General features: G+C 73.2%; 10 protein-coding genes and 1 pseudogene. 3 read left to right on the top strand and 8 right to left on the bottom strand.

Going from position 1 to position 17,549, the window contains the following annotated elements:
* Nucleotides 1-93: 93 nt before the first annotated feature.
* Both AQI88_RS11135 and AQI88_RS11130 read right to left on the bottom strand, forming a co-directional pair.
* On the bottom strand, nucleotides 94-993 hold the full coding sequence (locus AQI88_RS11135) for a serine/threonine-protein kinase (RefSeq protein ID WP_066995847.1): 900 nt from the start codon (nucleotides 991-993) through the stop codon (nucleotides 94-96).
* Between the two features lie 45 nt (nucleotides 994-1,038).
* Nucleotides 1,039-1,938 (bottom strand): MBL fold metallo-hydrolase, encoded by a 900-nt coding sequence (locus tag AQI88_RS11130; protein WP_066995844.1) that lies wholly within the window; start codon nucleotides 1,936-1,938, stop codon nucleotides 1,039-1,041.
* A gap of 71 nt (nucleotides 1,939-2,009) precedes the next feature.
* Here AQI88_RS11130 and AQI88_RS11125 point away from each other — a divergent pair, with 71 nt between their 5' ends.
* Complete coding sequence (locus tag AQI88_RS11125; protein WP_066995841.1) at nucleotides 2,010-2,945, top strand: AraC family transcriptional regulator; 936 nt, start codon at nucleotides 2,010-2,012, stop codon at nucleotides 2,943-2,945.
* On the opposite strand, the gene AQI88_RS11120 is transcribed toward AQI88_RS11125, so the two are convergent.
* The 5 genes from AQI88_RS11120 to AQI88_RS11100 form a co-directional block, all read right to left on the bottom strand.
* Complete coding sequence (locus AQI88_RS11120; RefSeq protein WP_066995838.1) at nucleotides 2,932-4,527, bottom strand: serine/threonine-protein kinase; 1,596 nt, start codon at nucleotides 4,525-4,527, stop codon at nucleotides 2,932-2,934. The two genes, AQI88_RS11125 and AQI88_RS11120, sit on opposite strands and share 14 nt — an antisense overlap.
* A 53-nt stretch (nucleotides 4,528-4,580) precedes the next feature.
* Nucleotides 4,581-6,281 (bottom strand): serine/threonine-protein kinase, encoded by a 1,701-nt coding sequence (locus AQI88_RS11115; RefSeq protein WP_066995835.1) that lies wholly within the window; start codon nucleotides 6,279-6,281, stop codon nucleotides 4,581-4,583.
* A 92-nt stretch (nucleotides 6,282-6,373) separates the two neighbouring features.
* Entirely contained in the window at nucleotides 6,374-8,170 is a 1,797-nt protein-coding gene (locus AQI88_RS11110) for a serine/threonine-protein kinase (RefSeq protein ID WP_066995832.1), read from the bottom strand.
* A gap of 162 nt (nucleotides 8,171-8,332) precedes the next feature.
* Entirely contained in the window at nucleotides 8,333-11,167 is a 2,835-nt protein-coding gene (locus AQI88_RS11105) for a protein kinase (protein WP_066995829.1), read from the bottom strand.
* Nucleotides 11,168-11,330: 163 nt separating this feature from the next.
* Nucleotides 11,331-13,406, bottom strand: coding sequence for a serine/threonine-protein kinase (locus tag AQI88_RS11100; RefSeq protein ID WP_107118524.1), 2,076 nt, complete (start codon nucleotides 13,404-13,406; stop codon nucleotides 11,331-11,333).
* Between the two features lie 215 nt (nucleotides 13,407-13,621).
* On the opposite strand from AQI88_RS11100, the pseudogene AQI88_RS47600 reads away from it, so the two are divergent.
* Nucleotides 13,622-13,747, top strand: a pseudogene (locus AQI88_RS47600) (serine hydrolase); the annotation flags it as partial.
* 129 nt (nucleotides 13,748-13,876) lie between these two features.
* Here AQI88_RS47600 and AQI88_RS11095 read toward each other — a convergent pair.
* Nucleotides 13,877-15,583: a glycerol-3-phosphate dehydrogenase/oxidase gene (locus AQI88_RS11095; protein ID WP_079057511.1), complete on the bottom strand. Its 1,707-nt coding sequence runs from the start codon at nucleotides 15,581-15,583 to the stop codon at nucleotides 13,877-13,879.
* Nucleotides 15,584-15,865: 282 nt separating this feature from the next.
* Here AQI88_RS11095 and AQI88_RS11090 point away from each other — a divergent pair, with 282 nt between their 5' ends.
* Nucleotides 15,866-17,074, top strand: coding sequence for a nucleotide sugar dehydrogenase (locus tag AQI88_RS11090; RefSeq protein WP_066995821.1), 1,209 nt, complete (start codon nucleotides 15,866-15,868; stop codon nucleotides 17,072-17,074).
* The last annotated feature ends 475 nt before the right edge of the window (nucleotides 17,075-17,549 follow it).

The raw sequence follows: 17,549 nt of genomic DNA, 5'->3' as shown, positions 1-17,549 counted from the left end.
TACCCGTCGGTAACGGGGATTCACCGAGTGCTCACACGGCGCCAGTGATCACTGGCAGCAAATGTGCTGATCAGGGGGTTGGCAGGGTGACGATCACTCGGCTTCGGGCTTTTTCGCCAGCAGGAGACCCAGCGCGGCAAGCGGGGTGCGGCGGCGGGGTCGGGGAACGGGTGCACAAGCGGGAGTGACATCGGGGACCACCGGTGTCTGCTTCAGGGGCGGCGCGCTTTCGCGTACGGAAGCTTCTACGGCCCCTTCACCGGCCAGTGCCGCCAGCGCCTCGGTGACCTCCTCCGCGCCCGGCCGCGCCTCGGGCTCGCGTGCGTGCAGCCGCGTCAGCAGCGGGCCGAGGGGGCCGGACTCCGCGTCCTCGACGGCGGCGGCGAGCAGTGCACCCAGCGACCACAGGTCGGAGGCCGGCCCGGCGCCGGGACCCGACGCGCGCTCGGGGGCGACGAATGCGGCGGGGGCCTCCTCGGCGTGCCCGTCCCCTATCCCGAAATCGGTGAGGACAACCCGGCCGGTGCCGGACTCGATCAGGACGTTGGCGGGCTTGACGTCCCGGTGCACGATCCCGACGGCGTGCGCGGCGCGCAGCGCCCCGAGGACCGCGAGCCCGACCCGGGCGGCCTCGGCGGGCGGGAGTGGTCCGCGCCGGACGACCTCCCGCAGCGACTCGCCCTCGACCAACTCCATGACGATCCAGGGGACTCCGTCCTCGCTGACGACGTCGTGGATCGTGACGGCCGAGGGGTGCCGCACCCGCGCGGCGGCCCGGGCCTCGCGGTAGAGCCGGTGTGCGACGCGCCGGCTCTCCTCGTCATCGGCTGGAGCGGCGGGCAGCGCGGGCTCCTTGACGGCGACCTGCCCCTGCCCCCGCTCGTCCCGGGCGCGCCAGACGGTCCCGGTCGGACCGGACCCGATGCGCTCGACCAGCCGGTAGCACCCACCGATCAGACGTCCGTCGGACGGGAGTTCGCCGTCTCCACTCATGTCACATGAGTACCGTGCACACCATGCCCTTGTCGAAGCGGGCGGTCAGGCGGCCCACCGGTGCAGGGTGAACCCCCCGCGCCCCTTGCGCACCTCCACGGCGCCCGCACCGCCGAAGTGGGCGGGGACGACCAGGGCCCGTTCGTCGGCGGCGCGTTCGAGCACCCGGAGCCGGGTCTCGGCCGCCTGCCGCGGGTCGAGGCAGAAGCAGCTGCTGCACTCGGGGTGCAGGATCTGCACCGGGCTGTGCAGCAGGTCTCCGACGAACACGGCCCGCTCTCCGCGCGATTCGAGGCGCAGGACGGAGGAGCCCGGGGTGTGGCCCGGGGCGGCCTCCAGGACGAGATGCTCGTCGATCCGGTACGCGCCGTCCCAGACCACGGCCTGCCCGGCCCGGTGCACGGGCGCGACGCTGTCCTCGTAGATCAGCCGGTCGATGGGGCGCGCGCCGCCCGCGTAGCCGCCCGCCGGGCCGAAGTGGTGGTCGTCGGCGGCCGGCAGGAGATACCGCGCGCCGGGGAAGGACGGTATCCACTCGCCGTCGGCGTCCCGGGTGTTCCAGCCGACGTGGTCGCCGTGCAGGTGGGTGTTGACGACGACGTCGACGTCCTGCGGACGGACCCCGGCCCGCTCCAGGCGGTCCAGGAAGTCCCCCTGGCGTCGGTGGAAGAGCGGATTGCCGGGCCGCTCCCGGCCGTTGCCGACGCCGGTGTCGACCAGCACGGTGCGTCCGCCGGCCCGCAGTACCCAGGTCTGGACTGCCACCACGGCACGGTCACCGCCGGGCTCCCGGTGGTCGGGGACGAGTTGGTCCTCGTAGGCGCTCCACACCTCGGGGTCGCAGTCCGGGACGAGGGCGCCGACGGGCACGTGCGGCCCCCGCCACTCCAGGATGCGGAGCACCTCGACGTCACCGACCATGAAGCTCTGTACGTTGTCAGCCATACCGATGACTCTAGGAGCCGGAAATGAGTTTCCCGATGCTCATCCGGCTCGCTCGAATACGCTGACGTCTCATGGATGTGGTGAGCGATGCGATCTCCGCGGTCCGAGCCGGCCGTCCGTCGTCGAACCGGCTGCGGGTGAGCGGCAGTTGGAGCGTCCGGCTGGCGCCGTACGAGGGCGCGGGCTTCCATGTCGTGCTGAGCGGCACCTGCCGACTCGTACCGGACGGGGGCGGCGAGCCGGTGACCCTGGGCACGGGGGACGTGGTGCTGCTGCCGCACGGGGCGGGTCATGTGCTGGCGGACCGGGCGGCGGGGGCTGCCGAGGTGCGGCGGGCGGTGCCGTTCGAGGAGGTGCGGGACTCGGACGTACGGCGTCCCGGGCCCGGCCCCGACGTCGAGTTGCTGTGCGGCAAGTACCGCCTCGACCGCAATCGCACGCACCCGCTGCTGGCGGAGCTGCCACAGGTGGTGCATCTGCCCCACCGGGTCGGTGACCATCCCGAACTGCGCACCGCCGTCGACCTGTTGGCCCGGGAGCTGGACGAAGCCCGGCCGGGCGCCTGCCTGGCCCTGCCGAGCCTGCTGGACCTCCTGCTGATCTACCTGGTCCGCGCCTGGATGGCCCGGGCGGAGACGGGCGCATGGCCGGCGGTGCTGAACGACCCGGTGACGACGGCCGCGCTGCGGGCCCTGCACTCCGATCCGGCGGCCCCCTGGACGGCCGGCCGCCTGGCCTCGCAGGCGGGCGTCTCCCGCGCCACCCTGGCCCGCCGGTTCACCTCCCTGGTCGGCCGCCCGCCGATGACGTACCTCACCTGGTGGCGGCTGACCCTGGCGGCGACCCGCCTGCGCGACTCGGACGCGCCCCTGGCGACGGTGGCCAGGGAGACCGGCTACGGCAGCCCGTACGCCCTCTCGCACGCGTTCAGCAGGGAGTTCGGGACCACGCCGGGGCGGTACCGGGAGCAGGCCCGGGCCGCCCGCCCGGCTGTCACGGCTTCTTGATGTCCAGGTTCGCGATCGCCGCCTTCGCCACGTCCCGGCCGCGGGCCGTGAAGTCGCCCTTGCCCGGATAGCTGACGGTGAGCTTGTACAGGTCGCCGGACTTGGTACGGTAGTAGAAGATCTGGAGTTCACGGGGGCGCGGGTTCTGGCTGTCGTCCGTGGTGTAAACGACCGTGTTCCTGGCGGCCGCCCTGCCGTGGTAGGTGGCGTTCTTGTCCGGGTCCGTCTTCGCACCCTTGGGCATGTCGAGCTCGTAGGCGCCCTCGTTCCGGAACTTCTCGTTGTCGTCGAGCATCTGGGCGGTCGCGTTGCTCAGGATCTCGTGCTGGGAGTCGTCCGACCTCCTGGCGAGGTGCACGACGATCGCGATGCTGCCGCTCCAGTCCGTGTACGACACCCAGTTCTTGTCGGTGTCGTCCTTCTCCGGGTGGCCGGGCTGGTAGGCCGCGGGGACGGCGAGGGTGACGCCCAGCTTCGCGTCCGTCCGCTTCGCCCAGCCGTCCGGCAGCGGGCCGGCGAAGGGGTCCGCGAGGAGGAGGTAGCCGGCCACCGCGGCCGCGACCACGGCCGCGCCCGCCCCCAGCCAGGCCTTGCGGCCCAGGCGGCGCGGGGAGCGGGTGGCGGGCGCGGTGACCTGCACGCGCTGGGTGGGCTCCGGCGCCTGAGGGTTCGCGGCCGTTTCCAGCAGGGCGCGGACCTGCGCCGCCGTCGGGCGGCGGGCGGGGTCCTTGTGGAGCAGGCCGTTGATGGCCTCGGACAGCGGGCCCCGCGCGGCGGCGGGCGCGGCCGGGGCGGCGTTGAGGACGGACTGGAGGGTGGCCGGGGTGTTGCTGCGGCGGAACGGGGAGACGCCCTCGGTGGCCGTGTAGAGGACGACGCCCAGGGACCACAGGTCGCTCGCCGGGCCGGGCCGCTGCCCCAGCACCCGTTCCGGCGCGATGTACTCGGGCGAGCCGACGAAGCCGCCGGTGTCGGTCAGGTTCGTCTCGCCCTCGATCTGCGCGATGCCGAAGTCCGTGAGGACGACCCGGTCGTACCGGCCCAGCAGCACGTTGTCCGGTTTCACGTCCCGGTGCAGGACGCCCGCCGCGTGCGCCGCCTCCAGCGCGCCGAGCACCTGCAGACCGATCCTGGCCGCCTCGCGCGCGTCCAGCGTGCCCTCCTGGAGCGCGCCGCCCAGCGAGCGTCCGTGCACCAGCTCCATCACGATCCACGGGCGGCCGTCGACGACCGCGACGTCGTGCACGTCGACCACCGCGGGGTGGTCGAGCCGGGCCGCGGCGCGCGCCTCGCGGCGCATCCGCTCGAAGGCGTTGGCGCGTTCACGCTCGGGAAGGTGGTCCGGTACCCGGGGCTCCTTGACGGCGACCTCGCGGTCCACCATCTCGTCCTTGGCCCGCCACACCGTGCCCATCCCGCCGTGGCCGAGCTTGGCCAGCAGCCGGTACCGCCCGGCGATCAGCCGTCCGGTGCCCTGGGTGGGCACCGCAGGAGGCTGTGGGACCGCGTTCGGGCTCGGCGGTTGCAGAACAAAACTCGTCGTGTCGTCGGCCGGGTGGCCGACTCCCCCGTCACTGCTCATGGTTCATCCATATCGCGCCATGCGCGTCCGGATCCACAGGGAAGGCGAACCGGTCACGAAGCCGTGACCGAGAAGGTGTCCACGGCCACGTCGAAGTACTCCCGGGCCTCCCTGACCTTCCCGACCGGCGCCGACACCCACACGTCGTACATCCGTCCGCCCTCCTCCCAGCACAGGTCGTAGGTGTGGCGCGGCCCCTCCGCGGCGCTGAAGCCGTCCCAGCTGAACTCCCAGAGCGCGGCGGGATGTCCGGCGTGCGTGGTCTCGGTGACCCGGCCGTCGTGGTAACCGGGGTTGGTGCTGGGCCCGTCGGCCGCCGCTCGGTTCATCACCGCGACGGGGCCGCCCGGTTCGGGCGCGGCGACCTTGATGCCGAGGCGGAAGGTCTGCCCCTCGGACACGTAGAAGACGCGCTCGCCCTGCCGGTCGCGGGTGAAGTCCTGCGGTACGGCGAGGGAGAAGCCGGCCGGGTCACGTGCGGTGCGGTAACCGGAGGGAGCGGTATGGGTACGGGAGGCCGCCGGTGAGCTGCTCGCCGTGGCAGCCGGTGCACTGCTCGCGGTGGCCGTCGGGGACGGGGAGGTGCTGGTGGGCGCGGCCGGGCTGGTCGGCGCCGCCGGGCTGGTCGCCGTACCGCCCGGTGTGCCGCCGCCCCCGTGCCCGCCCTGGTTCAGCAGCAGGGCGGCCGCCGACACGCCCGCCCCGGCCACCGCGGCGACGAGCAGCGCGGCGACCAGGACGCCCCGCGCGGACTGGCGTGCGGCCGGCGGCTGTTCGGGCCCGGGCGCCGGCAGGACGACGAACCGGCGCGGCACGTCGTGCTCGGTCGGCGTGTAGGAGGCGGCCACGGCGGTACGGCCCGCGGAGTCACCGGTCCAGGGTGTGCGGCCCGTGCCCGGTGTGCCCGGCGCATCCGGAGTGCGGCCCGTCTCCAGGAACGTCCGCAGCATCCGCTCGGCCTCCGCCGCGCCCAGCCGCCGGTCGGGATCGCGCTCCAGCAGGCCCCGTACGACGGGCAGCAGTGGCTCGGCCTGCGCGGGTGGCCGGATCTCGGCGGCGACAACGGCGTGCAGGATGCCGCCGATCGAGTCGCGCCGGAACGGCGACTCGCCGCTGAGCACCGTGCACAGCAGCGCGCCGACCGACCACAGGTCGGACTCCGGCCCGGTACGGACGCCGGACATCCGCTCCGGGGCGGTGTACTCGGGCGAGCCGACGAACGAGCCGGTCTCGGTGAGTGTGGTGGCGCCGGCGACCTGCGCGATGCCGAAGTCGGTGAGCACGACCCGGTCGGTGCCGGACTCGATCAGCACGTTCGCGGGTTTGATGTCCCGGTGCAGCACCCCGGCCGCGTGCGCTGTGCGCAGCGCGCTCAGCAGGTCGATACCGATCCGGGCGGCCTGTGCCGCATCGAGCGGGCCGCCGGTGTCGATGCGGTCGGCGAGCGAGCCGCCGTCGATCAAATCCATGACGATGTACGGCCGTTCGTCGTGCTCGACCACGTCGTGCACGACGATGATGTGCGGGTGCCGCAACTGCGCGACCGCCCGCGCCTCACGGAAGGTGCGCTCCCGGCGGCGACGGGCGTCGTCGTCCGGGAGGGAGTCGTCCGGGGCCAGCTCCTTGACCGCCACCAGACGGCCCAGCACCTCGTCGCTCGCCCGCCACACGACGCCCATCCCGCCGCGCCCGATCCGCGCCTGAAGGCGGTATCGGCCCGCGATCACACGGAGGTCGTCCCCGTCGGATCCCATGAGCCCCATCATGCCGCACCGGAGCACGCCCTCCCGGGCGGTGATCGGCCAAGCCTCGGGCGTTCAGGCCGCGTTCACCCGGTCCAGCCGGTTCAGCCGGCGTTCGGCGGCTGCCAGCTCTGCAGCACCCACTTGAACTGCTTGCTCGTCTTCGCCCAGTCGGCGGCGGGCGACGACATGTAGATCGCGTACTCGACGCCCTCGCGCGAGTAGTACGTCTCCTCGATGGCGTGGCGCGGGCCGGGCACGTGGGGCGGGTCCTTCTTCAGCGCGGTCCAGGTGTACTCCCACAGCGAGCCCTTGCGGTCGCGGTAGGTGTTCTCCTCCATGGCCACGCGCTGGTAGCCGACCAGCCGCTGGAGCTGCTGTTCCAGGTCCTTCTGGTGCTGGAAGGCGTCGGCGAAGTCCGGGTTGGTGTCGATGGCGATGCGCACGAAGTGCTTGCCGCCGTCGGGCGAGTAGTCGATCTGCTTGAGCGCGCCGTCGTTGCTGTACACCTTGCGCTTCCAGCCCTTGGGCAGGGAGAGGCTGAAGCCCAGCGGGTCGTCCTTGCGCTCCCAGTCGTCGGGGACCGCGCCCTCCTGGCCCGAGGTGCTCTTGGCCGAGGTCGCCGGCGCAGGGGTCGCTCCGCCCGCGTCGCTTTCCTGCTGGAACGAGCCCCACTGCTGGAAGGCCACCGCCGCACCTCCGCCGAGCACGGCGGCGACGGCGACGACGAGCGCGAGCGTGCGCAGGCGGCGCCGCCGGGGGCGGGCCGGTGCCGTGCGAGGCCCGGCCGACGTGGGCCCGATGGTGGTGGGCCCGACCGAACTGGGCCCCGCCGCGGTCGGCGCCACCGTGGTCGGCCCGGTGGCGGAACGCCCGGAGGCGCCCGGCCCGGAGCCGTAGCCTTGAGCCGCCGCGCCGGAGCCGTAGCCGGAGGCTGCCGGCCCGGAGCCGTAACCCGAGGTGCCCGCCCCGGAGGCGTACGGCTCGGAGCCGTACGACCCCGAGGTGTACGACCCTGAGGTGTACGACCCGCTGGTGTCCATGCCCGAGCCCTGGGTCGGGATGAACGCCTGGGCAGTGTGCGGGCGGCGGCCCTCCGCCGCCTCCGCGAGCATCTGCTCCGCCTCCTCCGCGCCCGGCCGCTGGGCCGGCTCCTTGCACAGCAGGGCGGCGATGACGGGCCCGAGCGGACCGGCGTGACGGGGCTCCTCCACCTCCTCCTCGACAACCGCCTGCATGGTGCTCAGCGGCGAGGTGCGGCGGAACGGCGAACGGCCCTCGACCGCCGTGTACAGCGTGGCACCGAGCGCCCACAGGTCCGAGGACGGGCCGGGGTCGTGGCCGCGCACCCGCTCGGGCGCGAGGTAGTCGACCGAGCCGACGACCTCTCCGGTGCGGGTGATGGTGGTGTCGCCCTCGATCTGGGCGATGCCGAAGTCGGTGAGCAGGACCCGGCCGTCCCGGCCGAGCAGTACGTTGCCGGGCTTGACGTCCCGGTGCAGCACACCGGCGGAGTGCGCGGCGCGCAGCGCCCGCAGCACCCACAGGCCGATCCGCGCGGCCTCCCGCTGCTCGATGCGGCCGCGCTCCTTGACCGCGTCGGCCAGCGAGTGGCCCTCGACCAGCTCCATGACGATCCATGGGCGGCCGTCGTGTTCCAGCACGTCGTGGACGGTGACGACGGCGGAGTGGTTGATACGCGCGGCGGCGCGCGCCTCGGCCCGCGTTCGGGCGAGCAGTACGGCCTGGTCGCTCTCGGAGACGTAGAGCGCGGCGGTCAACTCCTTGACGGCGACCTTCCGGTGCAACACCTCGTCGTGGGCGCGCCACACCCGGCCCATGCCGCCGCTGCCGATGGAATCGGCAAGCCGGTAGCGGCCCGCTATCAGCAGGCCCTGCATCTGATTCACGTTGCCCCGCAATGCTCTTGACAGGGTCAGACTAAGGACCGCCCTGCCCGCAGGGAACAAGCGGGGGGCCAAGGAAACCGCACTGTGACGGTTTTCGCTTCTGCGCGCGAACGGGAACCGAATCCCGGTGCGCTCAACCGGTATACGGGGCGCTCAACCGGTGTAGCGGTACGTCGCCGTAGCCTGCTCGTACAGCCGTGTCACCTCGTCGCGCTCGGCCTCCGGACCGCGGACCTGGACAATGTGGTAGCGGCCGTTCAGCAGGATGGCCATGTTGCGCACGTACAGGTCGCGTCCCTGCCCGTCGGTCCAGGTGAACTGGCCCTCCGCCATGGTCCGCCCGCCCACCTCGATGGTCCTCAGGCCGGTGGCCGTGGCCCAGCTGGAGTCCCGGTACGGCTGAAGTTCGCGCTCCTTGTCCCGCTGGTAGACCATCGGGTCGCTGCCGCCCGACGAGGCGCTGTCCCTCCCCGGTACGACGAGCAGCTCGAAGTTGCCGTGCGAGTAGACCACCTGGCCGCTGCCGTTCTTGGGCGTGCGGTCCCAGCCCTTGGCGACGGCGACCTGGAAGCCGTCCGGGTCGGTGCGCAGGGTGAACCCGTCGGCGACAGAGGGGCCGCCGCCGGTCTGTGTCTCGGTGGCGGGCGCGGACGCCGAGGGATCGCCGTCCGCGGACTGCCCGGAGGACGGCTGCCGGGTACGGGAAGGGGCGGGGCTCGCCTGCCCGGCGCTGCCGGTACGGTCGCTGCCCGCCGCACCGCTCTCCCCCTGCTTCGGCATGAACAGCATCGCGTACGCGACCGCGCCGGCCAGCAGGAGCAGGATCAGCAGGAGTAGTGTCCGGCCGAGACGGCGCGGGGAACTCGCCTCCTCCCGGGCCCGCTTGTGCCGGCCGTGCGGATGGGTCGCGGGCAGTCCGGCGCGCCGCCGCCGCACCAACTCGCCGCGGCGCCGCACGATCGGCAGCCGGCTCGGGTCGGCGGGCGGGACGGGCACGACATGGGTGCCGGCGTCCGGCTCGGGCGCGGAACGCACCAGCGAGCGCAGCCAGCCGCCGAGCTCCTCGAAGTCCAGCCGGTCGGTGGGGTCCTGGCGCAGCAGCGACTCCACGACCGGGCGCAGCGGTCCGCACTCCTCGGCGAAGGCGGGCGGCTCTGCGCACACCAGCTGCACGAGCTCGGCCGTGGACTCCTCGGGGTAGGGCGCGTGTCCCTGAACGGCCCGGAAGAGCAGGGCGCCGAGAGCCCACAGGTCGGTGGCGGGTCCGATCGGCGCCGCCAGCTGCCAGTTCTCGTGCACGGGCCCGGCCTGCTCCGGCGCCCACCGCTCGGTCACCGGCCCCACCACGGTCATCCGCACCTGCCGCGCCCGCTCGGCGGCAAGCGCGGTACCCGGCCCCCGCCGTACGGCACCGCCGGCACCCGGACCGTCCCAGCGGGAGGCCGGGCCTGCCTGGGCGGGCAGGGGCGCGGGAGCCGCACCCGCGGGGGCATGCGGCGCCTGGCCCGGGGCTGCAGCGGCGCGGTCGGCTCCGTACCCGGAACCACGCGGCTGACCGTCCGGCGCCTGACCGGGCACGGGCAGCAGACCGGAACCGGGCCATCGGCCGGACCCGAGCGCCTGCTCGGGGCGCGCCTGGCCCGCGCCGCGCCGCTGATCCGGGTGCGTCCGACCGGAGCCGAGCGCAGGGCCCGAGCCGGGTGTCGCGCCCGGGCGGGTGCCACTCGCCGGAAGTCCCGGGCGCTGTCCCCCGGCGTGGGGCGCGCTCGGCGGAGCACCGGGGTCGGTGCGAGGCGAGGCTCCGTGCCAGGGCGTGCCGCGCACCCCGTACGGGTCGGCTATCTGGCCGGACGGGGGCGCGGTCTGCCCGGCGGAGTACGGCGGCTGCGCCGTACCGCCCGCGCGGGTGGCGTCGTGCTCGCCCTCGGCGGGCGGGCGGGCTGCGGGCAGGGCGGCTCGGCCGTTCTGCCCGGCTTCCTGCACCCGGGCGGCGGCCCGGGCTCCCGCACGGTACGCGGCGATGGCTCCGGCCCGGGCGGCACGGACGTCCTCCCCGCTCTCCAGGGCCCGTCTCCCCTGCGGTCCGGGGACGGTGGCCCCGCCGGAAGCCCCGTTCGCGCCCGGCACCGGCAATCCGTCGGCCGCCCGCGCCTGGATCGCGGCGCGCCGCGCAGCCTCGGGATCCGCATCGGGCGAGGGAAGGGGTCCCGTGGGGCCTGCCGGGCTGCTCACCGCACCGGCCGGACCCCCGGCTCCCGGAGCACCACGCCCATCGAAGCCACCGAGTCCCCGCCCCCCGTCGCCGTCACCGGCCCCGCCGCCGGGCCCGAGGGCCCCGGCCGACTGGTCCTGGCCCTCCGGCCCGTCCGGAGCCGGCACCGGGTCGTATCCGCTCAGCGCCTCTTCTGCCGCGCCGACCGCGAGGCCAGTCAGCATCACGCGGCCGTCGTCGCAGACGAGGACCGTGCGGGCGGTGATGTTGCGGTGCACCCAGCCGTGGGCGTGCAGCACGCGCAGCGCCATGAGGACGTCGGAGGCGACCTCGGCCGCCCGGTACGGCGACAGCGGCTGTTCGGCGAGCAGTGCGGACAGCGGGCGCGCCGACACCCACTCGCTGACGATCCACAGCGAGCCGCCCTCGGCGAACACGTCGAAGACCTGGTCCAGGCGCGGATGGTCGGGGATGCGGGCCGCCGCCTGCGCGGCCTCGACGGCGCGCCGCACCGCCGGGTCCGAGGGCCGGCGGGTGGCGGTCCGGGCCGCCGGGCTCCGGCGGTCTCCGCGCTCCCGGGCGGTGAACCCCTCGGGCAGCCCCTCCGCGTCGAGCACCTCGGCCTCGACGACCTCCGGCAACGGCACCTGACGGACCAGCACTTCCTGCCCGCTGTAGGTGTCGAAGGCCCGGGTCTCGGTCAGTTCGTACTCGTCGGAGGGCGGCAGCGGCAGGCGGTAGCGGTCGGCGAGCACCCGGCCCGCGTAGTCGTCCACAGTGCCTCCCCCGGCCGCCTGTCGTTCACATCCGTTCCCTTACGGCCCGTTCCGTATCCACATCCGGCTGCGTACGGTCCTCAACCATTCACGATACGTGCCGGAGGCAACCCGCACCGAGGGGATGACGGATTCTCACGGCCCCGAACAGGGCTCGCTCACATCACGACTTGGGCTCGAAGGACGTCGTCAGCGTCTTCCACGTGTCCTTGCGCAGCCCGCTGTCCCAGTTGCCCGCCTTCGCGGTGTACATCAGCCCGTAACCGAGATGGCCGTTCACGACGAACCCCCGGTCGATCGTACGGTACTTGGTGCCACCGCTGGCGTAGGTGAACTCCCAGTCGGCCGTGTTCCAGCCGCGGTAGTCCACCTGTTCTATGCGGATCTTCTGGTACTGGGAGCGCACCATGTAGCGCTCCTGGTACTTCCAGTCCGCCACCGGGTCGTCCTTGGGCGTGCTGGTCCAGCCGACGAGCAGCTTCTGTCCGTCGGGCCCGGTGTAGCGGTCTCCGGCGTCGTCGCTCGACTGGTACTTCCACCCCTTGGGCAGCCCGATCGAGTACCCCTGCCCGCTCTTGCGGGTCGACTCCGCCGGGGCGCTCCCGCCGCTCTTCGAGCCGGAGCCGTCGCTGCCGGAAGCACTCGCGCTCGCCGCGCCGTTCGCCGCGGAACCGGTCGTGGCGAACGCCGAGGTGTCGCCGTCCGTCTGCGTGCTGCCGCCGGTGCTCCCCTTGCCTCCCGTGCCCTTGTCCTTCTTGGTGGAGGCGCCGGCGCTCGCCGCGGCCTTGGCACCGCTGCCGTTCTTGCTGCCCTTGTCGTCGTCCCCGCCGAGCGCGAAGGCCAGTACGGTGCCGATCACCGCGAGGACGACCACCACCGCGATGATCACCAGCGTCCGCTTGGGCACCACGTCGGTGAGCGGCGCCCTCGGTACCGGCCGTTTCGGCAGGTCCAGGTCCGGCGGCGGCATCACGGGCCAGCCGGAACTCGGCTTGTTCGCGCTGGAGTTCGGCACGGCAGCGGAACCCTGGGCCGGACCGGACGGCCTCCCCGCAGCTCCGGCGCCCCCGACCCCGGAGGACGCCGAACCCGCCCCGGCCACGCCACCGGAGACTCCGCCGGAGGCGCCACCAGAGGGCCTCGCGGACGTCCCGGCAGAAGTCCCGGCCGAGGCGCCGGTGGCCGCACCTGTCGTGCCGCTCCCGCTCTTCGCGCGCGCAGCGGCCGCCGCACCGGCCGCCCCGGCCGCCTTGCGGACCGAACGCAGCGCGCCGCGCAGCTTCTCCCCGGGCTCCTCGCCCCGCGTGCCCTCGGGCCCGTCGGGCTGCACCGGCAGCGGAACCACCCGCGTGGCGTCCATCGGCTCCGGCTCGGGCGCGTGGATCACCGCGTCGAGCATGGCGCGGGCGCCGGTGTCGTCGAGCCGCTGCGCCGGGTCCTTGGTGAGCAGGCCGTAGATGACGTCTTTGAGCGGACCCGCGTTCTTGGGCTCCTCCAGGGACTCGGTCATCACCGCGGTCAGCGTGGCGATCGCCGAACCCTTGTCGTACGGCGGCACACCCTCGACCGCCGCGTACAGCAGACCGCCCAGCGACCACAGGTCGGCCGCGGGACCGGGCTTGTGCCCGCGGGCGCGCTCCGGGGAGATGTAGGAGGGGGCGCCGACGAGCATGCCGGTGGAGGTGATGGACGGGTCACCCTCGACCTGCGCGATGCCGAAGTCGGTGAGGACGACCCGGCCGTCCTCGGCGATGAGTACGTTGGACGGCTTCACGTCCCGGTGCAGGATGCCCTCGCGGTGCGCGGAGCGCAGCACGTCGAGGACGGCGAGCCCGACCTCGGCCGCCCGCCTGGGCTCCAGCAGGCCGTCCTCGCGGATGGCCTCGGCAAGGGACTTGCCCTCGACCAACTCCATGACGATCCAGGGCCGGTCGTCCTCGTCGACCACGTCGAAGACCGTCACCGCGCTGTTGTTGCGGATCCGGGCGATCGCCTTGGCCTCGCGCAGGGTGCGCGTGATCAGGCGTCGCTTCTCCTCCTCGTCGATGTTCGACGGGAACCGCAGCTCCTTGACGGCGACCGTCCGGCCCAGGGTCTCGTCCTCGGCGCGCCACACCGTGCCCATGCCGCCTCGGCCCAGCACATCTCCCAGCCGGTACCGCCCGGCGAGGAGACGACGCTCGCCCTTGTCCTGACGAGTCTCCTGACGAGATGTCCCCGCCCGCTCCGCCTCCGACATGCGTCCCCTCATGCAACCCGCCCTGACAGAGCCTCCATTGTCCCTCACCCGACAAGTGCCCGACGCCCAGGGTGCCCCTGGCCGCACAAGGGGCTCCGCGCACCGGAGGACCCTCTGAAGCAAGCGTTCCGCTTGCCGGGATGACGGGCCCCGACGGGGGAAGGAGCCCGGATGCCGACGCTTCGGACAGTCCTGTCCATACCGGCGCTCCTGGCGTGCGCACCGCCGCCACCGCCGACGGCCGACACCTCCTCACTTTCCATGCCAACACGGACGCGACGGCAGATTCCCGGCTCGAACCCGCCCCGCTCGCCGCCGAGTTCTGCCCTCGCACCCGGTAAAACGGCCGAGGTTCGAGCAGAGATCCCGGTCAGGGACACCCATTCGGGTGATATCGGCTGCTCGTCGGATGGCACGACGTCAGCTGCACCAGGTCCGGCACAGGCGCAGCAGGACAACGGCCGGCGCGGCTACAGCGGCACGATGTCCGGTGCCCCCAGGCGCGCCGCGTCCGCCGTCTGGTCGTCCGGCTGGAGCTGCGACTCACGCTCGGCCTCGACCCGCTTCTCATAGTGCTCCACCTCGCGCTCGATCTGATCCTTGTCCCAGCCGAGGACGGGCGCCATCAGCTCGGCCGCCTCGCGGGCGCTGCGGGTGCCCCGGTCGAACGTCTCGATGGAGATACGGGTGCGGCGGGTGAGTACGTCGTCCAGGTGCCGGGCGCCCTCGTGCGAGGCGGCGTACACCACCTCGGCGCGCAGATAGTCGTCGGCTGCCTGCAACGGCTCGCCCAGGGCCGGGTCGGCGGCGATGAGGTCCAGAACCTCCTCGGCCATCGCACCGTAGCGATTGAGCAAGTGTTCAACCCGGACCACGTGCAGTCCGGTGCGGGCGGCGATCCGCGCCCGGGCGTTCCACATCGCCCGGTAGCCCTCGGCGCCGAGCAGCGGGATGTCCTCGGTGACGCAGTCGGCGACGCGCATGTCGAGGCCGTGCACCGCCTCGTCGACGGCGTCCTTCGCCATCACCCGGTACGTCGTGTACTTGCCGCCCGCCACGACCACGAGACCCGGCGCCGGATGCGCCACGGTGTGCTCGCGGGACAGCTTGCTGGTGGCGTCGGACTCGCCGGCCAGCAGCGGGCGCAGCCCCGCGTACACGCCCTGCACGTCGTCGCGGCTGAGCGGGACGGCGAGCACCGAGTTGACGTGCTCCAGCAGGTAGTCGATGTCGGCGCTGGAGGCGGCCGGGTGGGCCTTGTCGAGGTCCCAGTCGGTGTCGGTCGTGCCGACGATCCAGTGCCGACCCCAGGGGATGACGAACAGGACGGACTTCTCGGTGCGCAGGATCAGGCCGGTGGTGGAGTGGATGCGGTCCTTGGGCACGACGAGGTGGATGCCCTTGGAGGCGCGGACGTGGAACTGGCCGCGCTCCCCGACCATCGCCTGCGTGTCGTCGGTCCACACACCGGTGGCGTTGACGATCTGCTGGGCGCGGATCTCGTACTCCCCGCCGCCCTCCACGTCCTGCACCCGGGCACCGACGACCCGCTCGCCCTCGCGCAGGAACCCCGTCACGCGCGCGCGGTTGGCGGCCTGCGCGCCGTACGACACCGCCGTGCGCACCAGGGTGGCCACGAAGCGGGCGTCGTCCATCTGGGCGTCGTAGTACTGCAGGGCACCGACCAGTGCGTCCCTCTTCAGGCAGGGGGCGACGCGCAGGGCGTGACGGCGGGTCAGGTGGCGGTGCAGGGGCAGGCCCCGGCCGTGGCCGCGGGCCATGGACATCGCGTCGTACAGGGCCACGCCCGAGCCCGCGTACATCCGCTCCCAGCCCTTGTGCTGGAGCGGGTAGAGGAAGGGCACCGGTTTGACCAGGTGCGGGGCGAGCCGCTCCAGGAGCAGACCGCGCTCCTTCAGCGCCTCCCGGACCAGCGCGAAGTCGAGCATCTCCAGATAGCGCAGGCCGCCGTGGATGAGCTTGCTGGATCTGCTGGACGTGCCGGACGCCCAGTCGCGGGCCTCGACCAGTCCGGTGGACAGGCCGCGGGTGACGGCGTCCAGCACCGTGCCCGCGCCGACCACTCCGCCGCCGACCACCAGCACGTCCAGCTCGCGCTCCGCCATCGCCGCAAGCGCCTCGGCGCGCTGCGCCGGGCCCAGAGTCGCTGTCCTCACCGCTGCCTCCCGCTTCGAACAACTCGATCGCGTCGGCCGCACCCGGCGGGCGAAGCCCGGTTCACCCCCTCCTCATGCCCAAATTCTGACCGGCTTGCCCGACTTCAGCCACCACGCGCTTCCAACCTGTGGACAACTCGCGCACAACCGCCGGAAGACACACGAGCACAATCCCGCATAACGGTCATATTTACTCCTAGTGTGACAGAGCGCTCTCTCACCCTGTGCACAGCGGTTGCGCATCGGTCCCGCTTCGGTTCCTGGGAAGGACGGCCCAACTCCATGCCCGCAGACCTCGCCGTCATCGGACTCGGTCCCTACGGCCTGCCGCTCGCGCAGGCCGCCGTCGCCGCAGGCATCCCGACCATCGGGTACGCCATCGGCCTGGAGGCGAGCTCCCTCAGCCCGGCCGAGCTGCGCCGGATGCACGCCGCGGGCTTCCGGCCGGGCACCGACCCGGCCCAGCTCGGCCGGGTGCGCACCGCGGTGCTGTGCGTGCCGACCCCGCGCGGTGCCGACGGCGCGCTCGACCTCGGGCAGGTGGAGGCGGCCGCCCGCAGCCTGGCCGAACAGCTCCGCCCGCACACCACGGTCATCCTGGAGTCTCCGGTGCTCCCCGGAACCACGGAGGAGTTCCTGCGCCCCCTGCTGGAGAAGGGCTCCGGGCTGCGCGCCGGCCGCGACTTCCACCTCGCCTACTCGCCCAGCCGGATCGACCCCGGCAACCGCGACCGCACCCCGGCCGGCACGCCCAAGGTCATCGGGGGCCTCACCCCCGCCTGCACCGAGTCGGCAGCAGCCTTCTACGGGCGGATCACCGACAAGGTGGTACGCACGCGTGGGCTGCGCGAAGCGGAGACCGTGCAGCTGCTGGAGACCAACTTCCGGCACGTCAACATCGCGCTCGTCAACGAGATGGCCGTCCTCTGCCACGAGCTGGGTGTCGACCTGTGGGACGTGATCCGCTGCGCGGAGACCAAGCCGTACGGCTTCCAGGCGTTCCGGCCGGGCCCGGGGGTCGGCGGGCACGGCGTCCCGCAGGACCTGACCGGCCATGCGACCCGCACACTGCGCCTGGTGGAACTGGCCCAGCAGGTCAACCACCGCATGCCCCGCTACGTCGTCCAGCGCGCTGCCGCCCTCCTCAACGAACACGGCAAGTCCGCCCGCGCCGCCCGCATCCTGCTCCTCGGCGTCACCTACAAGCCCGACCTCGCCGACCTGCAGAGCACGCCCGCCCAGGAGATCGCCATCCGGCTGATGGAGCTGGGCGCCTCCGTCAGCTACCACGACCCGTACGTGCCGTCGTGGAGCGTCCTGGACCGCCCGCTGCCGCGCGCGGACTCCCTGTACGAGGCGGCTGCCGACGCCGACCTGACGATCCTGCTCCAGCAGCACCGGACGTACGACCTGCAGGGGCTTTCGGTGAAGGCGCAACTGCTGCTGGACACGCGGGGTGCTACGCCCACGGGGGCGGCGCATCGGTTGTGAGCGGGGGGCGCGCGGGCGGGCCGAGCCCCGGGGCTGGTGGCACGCGGGGCGTGGCGCGGGTACCTTACGGAAACAGGTGGGGTCGACCGCAGTGGGTACTGCGGGAGGCTCCTGGATGGATCACGGAGTGTCCGCCCCTAGTTTCCGTGGGGGCGGCCGCTCACCATCCCGCCAAAAAGGTGGAGCCCACCACAGTTGGTCGCTACGGCAGGCTCCTGATGGATTACGGGTGTCCGCCCCTAGGCTTTGTGTGGGCGGCCGCTCACCCATCACGCCAACAAAGTGGAGCCCACCGCAGCGGTCACTGCAGCGGGCTCCTGGATGGATCACGGAGTGTCCGCCCCTAGTCTCTCGGGGGGCGGCCGCTCACCATCCCGCCAAAAAGGTGGAGCCCACCGCAGTTGGTCGCTACGGCAGGCTCCTGGATGGATCACGGAGTGTCCGCCCCTAGTCTCTGTGGGGGCGGCCGCTCACC

Source organism: Streptomyces cellostaticus (assembly GCF_001513965.1).
GTDB classification, from domain to species: Bacteria; Actinomycetota; Actinomycetes; order Streptomycetales; family Streptomycetaceae; genus Streptomyces; species Streptomyces cellostaticus.
This window is presented reverse-complemented; position numbering and strand designations above follow the sequence as displayed.